Annotated in this window: 9 protein-coding genes; 4 read left to right on the top strand and 5 right to left on the bottom strand. The window is 67.4% G+C overall.

The window, feature by feature from the left end; all coding sequences use genetic code 11:
* Nucleotides 1-91: IS3 family transposase (locus tag CAL18_RS02385; protein ID WP_141217736.1), on the top strand; the 91-nt coding region annotated here is incomplete at its 5' end.
* 504 nt (nucleotides 92-595) lie between these two features.
* Here the strand turns inward: CAL18_RS02385 and CAL18_RS02380 are convergent.
* The 4 genes from CAL18_RS02380 to CAL18_RS02365 all read right to left on the bottom strand — a co-directional run bounded on the left by CAL18_RS02380 (nucleotide 596) and on the right by CAL18_RS02365 (nucleotide 4,581).
* Entirely contained in the window at nucleotides 596-2,083 is a 1,488-nt protein-coding gene (locus CAL18_RS02380; RefSeq protein ID WP_026641000.1) for a tripartite tricarboxylate transporter permease, read from the bottom strand.
* A gap of 1 nt (nucleotide 2,084) precedes the next feature.
* On the bottom strand, nucleotides 2,085-2,573 hold the full coding sequence (locus CAL18_RS02375) for a tripartite tricarboxylate transporter TctB family protein (RefSeq protein ID WP_094795969.1): 489 nt from the start codon (nucleotides 2,571-2,573) through the stop codon (nucleotides 2,085-2,087).
* 22 nt (nucleotides 2,574-2,595) lie between these two features.
* Nucleotides 2,596-3,549 (bottom strand): Bug family tripartite tricarboxylate transporter substrate binding protein, encoded by a 954-nt coding sequence (locus CAL18_RS02370; protein ID WP_094817261.1) that lies wholly within the window; start codon nucleotides 3,547-3,549, stop codon nucleotides 2,596-2,598.
* 123 nt (nucleotides 3,550-3,672) lie between these two features.
* Nucleotides 3,673-4,581, bottom strand: a complete 909-nt coding sequence (locus CAL18_RS02365; RefSeq protein ID WP_094795967.1) for a LysR family transcriptional regulator — start codon at nucleotides 4,579-4,581, stop codon at nucleotides 3,673-3,675.
* Nucleotides 4,582-4,679: 98 nt separating this feature from the next.
* Between CAL18_RS02365 and CAL18_RS02360 the strand changes: the two genes are divergently transcribed.
* The 3 genes from CAL18_RS02360 to CAL18_RS02350 all read left to right on the top strand — a co-directional run bounded on the left by CAL18_RS02360 (nucleotide 4,680) and on the right by CAL18_RS02350 (nucleotide 7,292).
* Nucleotides 4,680-5,879: an MFS transporter gene (locus tag CAL18_RS02360; RefSeq protein ID WP_038852589.1), complete on the top strand. Its 1,200-nt coding sequence runs from the start codon at nucleotides 4,680-4,682 to the stop codon at nucleotides 5,877-5,879.
* A 158-nt stretch (nucleotides 5,880-6,037) separates the two neighbouring features.
* A complete protein-coding gene (locus CAL18_RS02355) occupies nucleotides 6,038-6,151 on the top strand; it encodes an entericidin A/B family lipoprotein (protein WP_419670216.1) in 114 nt (37 codons plus the stop codon).
* Nucleotides 6,152-6,392: 241 nt separating this feature from the next.
* Nucleotides 6,393-7,292, top strand: a complete 900-nt coding sequence (locus CAL18_RS02350; RefSeq protein ID WP_026641005.1) for a hypothetical protein — start codon at nucleotides 6,393-6,395, stop codon at nucleotides 7,290-7,292.
* A gap of 20 nt (nucleotides 7,293-7,312) precedes the next feature.
* On the opposite strand, the gene CAL18_RS02345 is transcribed toward CAL18_RS02350, so the two are convergent.
* Nucleotides 7,313-8,326 (bottom strand): NADP-dependent oxidoreductase, encoded by a 1,014-nt coding sequence (locus tag CAL18_RS02345; RefSeq protein WP_094817260.1) that lies wholly within the window; start codon nucleotides 8,324-8,326, stop codon nucleotides 7,313-7,315.
* Nucleotides 8,327-8,329 lie beyond the last annotated feature (3 nt).

The raw sequence follows: 8,329 nt of genomic DNA, 5'->3' as shown, positions 1-8,329 counted from the left end.
ATATATCCATTACTACAATCACGAGCGCATCAAGCTTAAACTCAACGGGCTGAGCCCCGTGCAATACAGAACTCAGCTCCTGGCCACATAACGGTCAAAACCGTCCAACTTTGTGGGGTCACTTCACTCCGGAGTCAGACACCGGGCCACCCATCGGAGCGAGCAAGCCCACCGCCGCTGAACGCTTGGTGTCTGACTCCCGTAAGGGTGTCAGACACCGGGCCACCCATCGGAGCAAGCAAGCCCGCCGCCGCTGAATGCTTGGTGTCTGACTCCCGTAAGGGTGTCAGACACCGGGCCACCCATCGGATCAAGCAAGCCCACCGCCGCTGAACGCTTGGTGTCTGACTCCCGTAAGGGTGTCAGACACCGGGCCACCCATCGGAGCGAGCAGGCCCGCCGCCGCTGAATGCTTGGTGTCTGACTCCCGTAAGGGTGTCAGACACCGGGCCCCCGATCGGAGCGAGCAAGCCCACCGCCGCTGAATGCTTGGTGTCTGACTCCCGTAAGGGTGTCAGACACCTTACACCGCGATCAGACACCACCCGCTATGCATCCGACCGCCCCATACGCCCCTGCCGCCCGTTCCATCCCTTCATGCGCCGGCCCGCAGCTTGCGCAGCAGCCCGGGCAGGAACAGTACCGCCAGCGCCAGCGCAACCAGGGTCAACGACAACGGCGATGACACGAGCACCATCGGGTCGCCCTGCCCTATCGACAACGCCCGCCGCAGCTGGGTTTCAGCCAGCGGCCCCAGGATCAGTCCGATAAGCACCGGCGCGATGGGAAAGTCGTACACGCGCATCACATAACCCATGAGCCCGATCACGAACATCAGCAACAGATCCATCCAGGACGTTCCCACACCCCAGATGCCCACCATCGCAAACACCAGGATGCCGGCATACAGATAGGGGCGCGGAATCAGCAGCAACCGCACCCACAGGCCCACCAGCGGCAGGTTCAGCACCAGCAGCATCAGGTTGCCCACGTACAGCGACGCAATCAGCCCCCACACCAGGTCGGCGCTGTTGACGAACAAGAACGGCCCCGGCTGCAGGCCATAGCTCTGGAAGGCGGCCAGCAACACCGCGGCCGTGGCCGACGTGGGCAAGCCCAGCGTCAACAGCGGAACCAGGATGCCGGCGGCCGCGGCGTTGTTGGCCGCCTCGGGCCCTGCAACGCCCTCGATGGCCCCCTTGCCGAATTCGTCCCGATGGCGGCTGAGCCGGCGTTCGATGGTGTATGACAGGAAGGTCGGCACTTCCGAGCCGCCGGCCGGCAGCGCGCCGATGGGAAAACCCAGGCAAGTACCGCGCAGCCAGGGTTTCCACGACCGCTGCCAATCGCTGCGCGTCATCCAGCGCCCGCCCGCCAGCGGGCTGACGGCCGGCGGCGTACGGCTGTAGCGGCTGGCCACATACAGGATTTCGCCAATGGCGAACAATGACACCAGCACCACCGTGATGTCGATGCCGTCGAGCAGATCGGGGGTGCCGAAAGCCAGCCGCGCCTGGCCGGTAGGGCCGTCGATGCCCACCACGCCCATGGCCAGCCCCAGGAACAACGCAATAAACCCCCGCACGCGCGACGTACCCAGCACCACCGACACCGACGTAAACGCCAGTAGCATCAGCGCAAAGTAGTCCGCCGGCCCGAATACAAACGCCAGTTCGGCGATCGCGGGCGCCAGGAACGTAAGCGCCAGCGTGGCCAGCGTGCCAGCCACGAACGAGCCGATCGCGGCGGTGGCCAGGGCCGCCGCTCCCCGGCCGGCGCGGGCCATCTTGTTGCCTTCCAGCGCCGTCATCATCGAGCCGCTTTCGCCGGGCGTATTCAGCAGGATCGACGTAGTAGACCCCCCGTACATCGCCCCGTACAGCACACCGGCGAACATGATGAAGGCCGCGGTGGGCGCGACTTTCACCGTCACGGGCAACAGCAGGGCGATAGTCAGCGCGGGCCCGATGCCGGGCAGCACGCCTATAGCCGTGCCCAGCAGCGACCCGACAAAGGCCCACATCAGGTGCGCCGGCTGCAGCGCCACGCCGAAGCCGGCCATCAGTGAATCGAAGGCGTCCATGTCACCACCCCGCCAAGGGCAACACGCCGCCCAGTGTCACGCCGAGCCGGGTAAACCCCCACCAGCACAGGCTGCCAAGCGCCAGGCCGATGATGCAATCGAACAGCACGCGGCGCGAACCGAACGCATGCGTCACCAGCGCGAACGACAGCATGGCCGTCAGCGGAAAGCCCAGCGGCTCCATCGTCAGCAAAGGAATGCCGGCGCCCGCGGCAGCGAAGACCAGCGCCCTGCGCGACGGCGGCGCGTCGGCCTGGGCGCTTTCGGCCTCTTGCGGCCGGAATGCCTCGCCGCGCGCGACCTGGGCCAGCAGCGCCAGCCCAAGCACGACCAATGCGGCGCCCACCAGCATCACGAAATCGCCGGGGCCCACCCCCGCATAACCGCTGGCTTGCGGCAGTGCGTAGCCTTGCTGCAGCCACACCGCGCCGATCGCGATCACGGCCAGCCCCAGCCACCATGGCCGGCGGCGCTGCGCAACTGCGGACATAGACGGTCTCCTGTGGGTAGGCTTACTTGACCAGGCCCAGGTCCTTCAGCACTTTTTCCTGGCGCACTTTTTCTTCGTCCAGGAACTTCGCGAAATCGTCGCCCGCCAGGTACGCGTCAGCCCAACCCTGTTCGGCCAGCTTTTTCTTCCATTGCGGCGACGCGTGCAGTTTCTGGTAGCGGTCCAGCCACATGGCGCGGCCTTCCTTGCTCATGCCCGGTGCGCCGACAATGCCGCGCCAGTTGCCGATCACCACATCCACGCCCGACTCTTTCAGTGTGGGTGCATCCACACCGGGCAGCCGCTCGGCCGACGTGACCGCGATGATGCGCAGGCGCTTCTGGTCGGCGTAGGGCTTGAATTCCGACAGGCCCGACAGCGCCAGCTTGAGCTGCCCGCTGACCAGCTGCGGCACCACTTCGGCGCCGCTGGGATACGGAATGTAGTTGAGCTTGCCGGGCGGCACGCCGGCCGCCTGCGCGATGAGCGCCGCGGCCACGTGATCGACGCCGCCCACCGAGCCGCCGCCTATGGCCATCGCGCCCGGGTTCTCGCGCAGCGCCTTGAGCAGGTCGTCCACCGTCTTGATGGGCGAGTTCACCGGCACGGCAAGTACGTCTGCGTCGTCGGTAAGTCGCACCAGCGGCGTGACACTCTCGAGCGTCACGGGCGACTTGTTCAGGATGATGCCGCCCACCAGAATGGCGCCCATCGACATGATGGCGTTGTCGTCGTTCTTGCTGTTGTTGATGAACTCGGCCAGGCCGATGGTGCCGCCCGCGCCGCCCTTGTTGGTGACCTGGAAACCATCGGTGAAAATGCCCGCCTCTTGCATGACCTGCAAAGGCACGCGGGCCGCGGCATCGTAGCCGCCGCCAGGCCCGCCCGGCGCCATGACTTTGGCAGGAGCGGCGCCCGCCAGAACCGGCAGCGCCCCAAGGGCCAATGAAAGCAGAACCTGTTTAATGCGTAGCATGGTGTCTCCTGGGCGCCACCTGGCGGTGCCGCCGGTTGCCTGTTGTTCATGTGTTCGTGCAGCAGGCTTCGATACTAGACAGTTTCCGTCGCGCCGCCAAGCAACGCCGCGGCAAGCCTGGCTTCAGGCGCCGCACAGACGCTTGAATATGGCCGCCAGCTCGCGGGCGGCCGGCCCCAGCGGCGTATCCACGCGATGCACAAGGTAGATCTCCGACACCACGGCGCCATCGCGCCCCAGTGACGGCGCGCGCACGCGCACCAGCCGGCCTTCCGCGAGATCCTGTTCGACCTGCCATGCAGGCAGGCGCCCCCATCCCACGCCTGCCCGTATCAAGGCGTGCTTGGCATCCTGGTTGCCGACGCGGCAGGTGCGCGGCGAGATCACGCCGAAATCGCGGCCGCTCGACAGGTCCGTAGGGTCGGCCAGCACAACCTGCACATAATCGGCCAGCTCGGTCGATGCCACGCGGGCCCCGCGCCCGCGCCTGGCCAGCGGATGCCCTGCGGCGACCACCGCCACCTGACTGACTTCTCCCAGGGCCTCGAGCGCGATGCGCGGGTCCCGAAAGTGTTCGCCGGCGGTAAGCCCCAGCACGCAGCGCCGTTCCAGCAGCGCCTGCAATGGCCCGCCCAACGGCGCCACATCAAGCCGCACTGCCACCGACGGGTAGACCGCCTGCAGCTGCGCCACGGCGGCGCCCAGCGCGGGCAGGGGAAACAGTGTGTCGACCGCCAGCGGCAGCTCAAGCTCCACACCCTCGCCATAGCCGCGCGCTCGCGCCCGCATGGCGTCCACGCGCAGCAGAATATCGCGCGCATTGACCAACAGCGCCCGGCCTTGCGGGGTCAGCGCGGGACGATGACCCGAGCGGTCGAACAGCGCAATACCCAATTGCGCCTCAAGATTGGCGATGCTGGCGCTTACGCCCGATTGCACGCGCCTTAACTTGCCGGCTGCCGCGCGGAAACTGCCGTGCTCGGCAACCGACACAAAGGTGCGTATCTGGTCCAGCGTCAGGGCATCCAGCATGATCTATCCAGGTGATCAGTTTCATCAGAATTATGTCACTCGTGCCGGCCAGGCGTCGCCGCTACCATGCGAGCTGGTCATCTTCCGGTGAAAACTCAATGCCAACGCACGACACGCCGACCCGCTGGCTTACCGTCACGGTGATGGTGGCATGCGGCGTCGTCGCCGCCCTGCAAGTGGGCAAAGCTGCCATCGCCGGCCCCCTGTTGCAGGCCGACCTGGGCCTGAACCTGGACGCGCTGGGCTGGCTTACCGGAATTTTCGCCGTATTGGGCGTACTGGCCGGCATCCCGGCCGGCGCCATGGTCACCAGCGCCGGCAGCCGCCGGGTGCTGATCGCGGGCCTGCTGGCCCTGGCCGCCGGCAGCGCAATGGGCGCGGCCAGCCCCGCCTATGCCTGGCTGCTGGGCTCGCGCGTCATCGAAGGAGCCGGCTTTCTGTGCATCACCGTGGCGGCTCCCTCGATACTGCAGCGCGACGATGTGGTGCGGCGCCGCAGCCGCGACGCCGCTTTTTCGCTGTGGAGCTGCTTTATGCCGGCGGGCATGGCCATCGCCATGCTGGCCGGGCCGGCGTTCAATGGCTGGCGCAGCCTGTGGTGGACGAGCAGCGCGCTGGCCCTGCTGGCGGCACTGGCGGCCCGGCTTACCGTGCCGGCCGACACCACCCGCGCCCCGTGGCACGGGCCAGCCCTGCGGCGGGACGCGGCTCGCGTCATGACGGCGGGCGCGCCGTTATTGCTGGCCATGGGGTTCGCCCTCTACAGCCTGATGTTCTTCGCCCTGTTCAGCTTTCTGCCGGTGCTGCTCATCGAACGCATGGCGGTCAGCCTGCATACGGCGGGCGCACTCAGCGCCCTGGCCTGCGCCGCCAATATCGTGGGCAACCTGGCGGCCGGCTACCTGCTGTCACGCGGCGCATCCCGCCCCATGCTGCTGGCTTGCGCGTTCACGGCCATGGGCGCCGCCGCGTGGGGCATATTCTTGCCCGTATTGCCCGACGCCGCGGCGTTCACGCTATGTATAGCGTTCTCTGCAATAGGCGGCGTGATACCCGCCGCGCTGCTGTCGGCAGCGCCTTCGGTAGCGCCGGCCGCCGGCCTGGCGCCCATCGTGCTGGGCCTGGTCATGCAGGGCAACAACCTGGGCCAGATCGTCGGCCCCGTGGCGGTGGGCAGCGCAATCAACCACTACGGCTGGCCCGCCGCCGCGCTTATCGTGGCCTTGGCCGCCTTGCTGGCGCTTGTGGTCTCTGCGGCCCTGCGCCGCCCGGCTTGCCCCGCTTCCGAAGCATCGTGACGCGCCTGCCGGGGCGCTTCGGCGGATGCTTGCCCTGGCCCCCGGATGCACCCTTACCTACCGATGGCGCGCGCCGTCAGGCACGCTGCTTGCTGAACGGCGCGCAGGTCGGATTTGCCGACTTCACTAAGGAGAATCATATGACCAGCAAGCTGAAGATGCTCGTACTGATGCTGTTCGTCGCCAGCGCGACGGCCGGCTGCAACACCATGCATGGCGCGGGCCAGGATATCGAACGAGGCGGCGAGAAAATCCAGGAAGGCGCGCGCTGAGCGCGCGAGTGGCGTGGCGGGCCGGCCGGCCCGCCACGCCACGCCACGCCCGCATGCAGCATGGCCAGGCCCCGGGCGCCTGCCGGCAAGGTGAACTGACGAATTCAAGGAGGCATCAATGCGTTCAATACTGTTATGGCTGCTGGGTGTTCCCATCCCGGTGATTATCCTGATCGCCCTGCTTACGTGACCTGATGCCACGGCCGCCCTCGCGCGGGCGCCATCCTGACAAGGAACCTCCATGCAAACCACACAGCCCAATGTTGCGTATCCCGGCTATTCCGCCATGCCGGCAGAATCTTCCCGATCGGCGGTATCGTGGGGCGCCGTCATCGCCGGCGCCGTCATCGCGGCGGCCGTGTCCGCCATGCTGTTCTCCGGCGGCACCGGCCTGGGGTTCATATCCATGTCGCCGTGGGGTGAAGAAGGCGCATCCGCCACTACCCTGGCCGTAGGCTCCATTATCTGGATGCTGGTCACGCAAATCATTTCGTACGGCGTCGCGGGCTATGTGACGGGCCGCCTGCGCACCAAATGGACCGACGTGCACAGCGATGAGATCTACTTTCGCGACACCGCGCACGGATTCCTGGTATGGGCCCTGAGCGCCGTCGTGAGCCTGGTGCTGCTGGCCATGGCCGCCGCTTCCATTGCGTCCGGCGCTGCCAAAGCCGGCGCCACCGTCGCCGGGGCCGGTGCGGGAGCAGTCGTCGCGGCGGCGGGCTCAGCCGCGCAGGCAGGCTCCAGCTCGATGTCGCTGGACTACTTTACCGATGCGCTGCTGCGGCCCAACGACCCCGCCTCGGCGTCCGGCCAGGCCGACGTTCGGCAGGAAGTATCGCGCATCCTGGGCCGCAGCCTTGCCAACGGCGAGATCTCCGAGCCCGACCAGACCTACCTGGTCCAGCGCATTGCGCAGCAGACCGGCATGGACGAAGTGGCGGCCCAGCGCCGCCTGACCCAGGTTCAGGACCAGGCCCGCCAAGCCGCACAGCAAGCCGAACAAAAGGCCCGCGAGGCCGCCGACGCGGCGCGCAAGGCGGCCGCTGCGTTCTCGTTGTGGGCATTCGCGTCGCTGCTGATCGGCGCCTTTGTCGCCAGTTTTGCCGCCACCATTGGCGGCCGCGCCCGCGACCGCTGACCCGGCGGCGCGGCAGGCATTCAGGCCACGCGGATAATCAGCTTGCCGAAGTTCTTGCCCGAGAGCATTCCCAGGAATGCCTCGGGCGCGTTCGCGAAGCCGTCGACGATGTCTTCGCGATACTTGATCTCGCCCCGGGCCACGCGCGGCCCCAGCTCTTGCTGAAAAGCGTCGTAGTGGTCGCGGGCGAACTCGTAGTTGATGAACCCGCGCAGCAGAATACTGCGGCGCAGAACAGCCGACATCAGCGCCGGCAACCGGTCGGGGCCTGACGTATCCGCCACGGAATACTGCGCGATCAGCCCGCATACCGGCACGCGCGCATACTGGTTCAGCAACGGAAAGACCAGGTCCCAGATGCGCCCGCCCACGTTTTCAAAGTACACATCGATGCCGCGTGGACACGCGGCGGCCAGGGCCGTCCCGAGGTTGGCGTCGCGATGGTCCAGGCACGCGTCGAACCCGAGTTCGTCGCGCACGTACGCACATTTGCCCGGCCCGCCGGCGATGCCCACCGCGCGCGCGCCGGCCAGCCGGGCCAGCTGGCCCACCAGCGAGCCCACCGGCCCCGACGCAGCGGCCACCACCACGGTTTCCCCCGGCTTGGGTTGGCCGATCAGCTTCATGCCGCTATAAGCGGTAAAGCCCGGCATGCCCAACACGCCCAACGCCGTGGTGACGGGTGCGCCGAAGGTCCGGACCGGCGTGACGGCATCGCCGTCCATCACGGCATGTGTGCGCCACCCGGTGTGTGCGCGCACCACGTCGCCGGCCTTGAACCCCGGATGCCGCGACCCGATGACTTCGCAGAGCGTCTCACCCTGCATCACACCGCCGATCGCCACCGGCTCGGCATAGGACTTGGCGTCGCTCATGCGCCCGCGCATGTAGGGGTCGAGCGACAGGTACAGTGCGCGCAGCTGCACTTGCCCCTCGCCCGCGGCTTCGGGCTCGAACGTCTCCAACCGGAAGTTGTCGAGCGTCGGATGCCCGTCGGGCCGGCTGGCCAGCACAATGCGTTGAGCAGATGACATAGC

The sequence above is a fragment of the Bordetella genomosp. 7 genome (assembly GCF_002261415.1).
Classification (GTDB): domain Bacteria; phylum Pseudomonadota; class Gammaproteobacteria; order Burkholderiales; family Burkholderiaceae_B; genus Bordetella_A.
The sequence above is the reverse complement of the archived record's forward strand: the minus strand, read 5'-3'. Positions and strand labels throughout refer to the sequence as shown.

Coding starts and splice junctions, on each gene's coding strand:
- CAL18_RS02380 (WP_026641000.1), bottom strand. CDS start 2,083: ATGGACGCCTTCGATTCACTGATGGCCGGCTTCGGCGTGGCGCTGCAG.
- CAL18_RS02375 (WP_094795969.1), bottom strand. CDS start 2,573: ATGTCCGCAGTTGCGCAGCGCCGCCGGCCATGGTGGCTGGGGCTGGCC.
- CAL18_RS02370 (WP_094817261.1), bottom strand. CDS start 3,549: ATGCTACGCATTAAACAGGTTCTGCTTTCATTGGCCCTTGGGGCGCTG.
- CAL18_RS02365 (WP_094795967.1), bottom strand. CDS start 4,581: ATGCTGGATGCCCTGACGCTGGACCAGATACGCACCTTTGTGTCGGTT.
- CAL18_RS02360 (WP_038852589.1), top strand. CDS start 4,680: ATGCCAACGCACGACACGCCGACCCGCTGGCTTACCGTCACGGTGATG.
- CAL18_RS02355 (WP_419670216.1), top strand. CDS start 6,038: ATGCTCGTACTGATGCTGTTCGTCGCCAGCGCGACGGCCGGCTGCAAC.
- CAL18_RS02350 (WP_026641005.1), top strand. CDS start 6,393: ATGCAAACCACACAGCCCAATGTTGCGTATCCCGGCTATTCCGCCATG.
- CAL18_RS02345 (WP_094817260.1), bottom strand. CDS start 8,326: ATGTCATCTGCTCAACGCATTGTGCTGGCCAGCCGGCCCGACGGGCAT.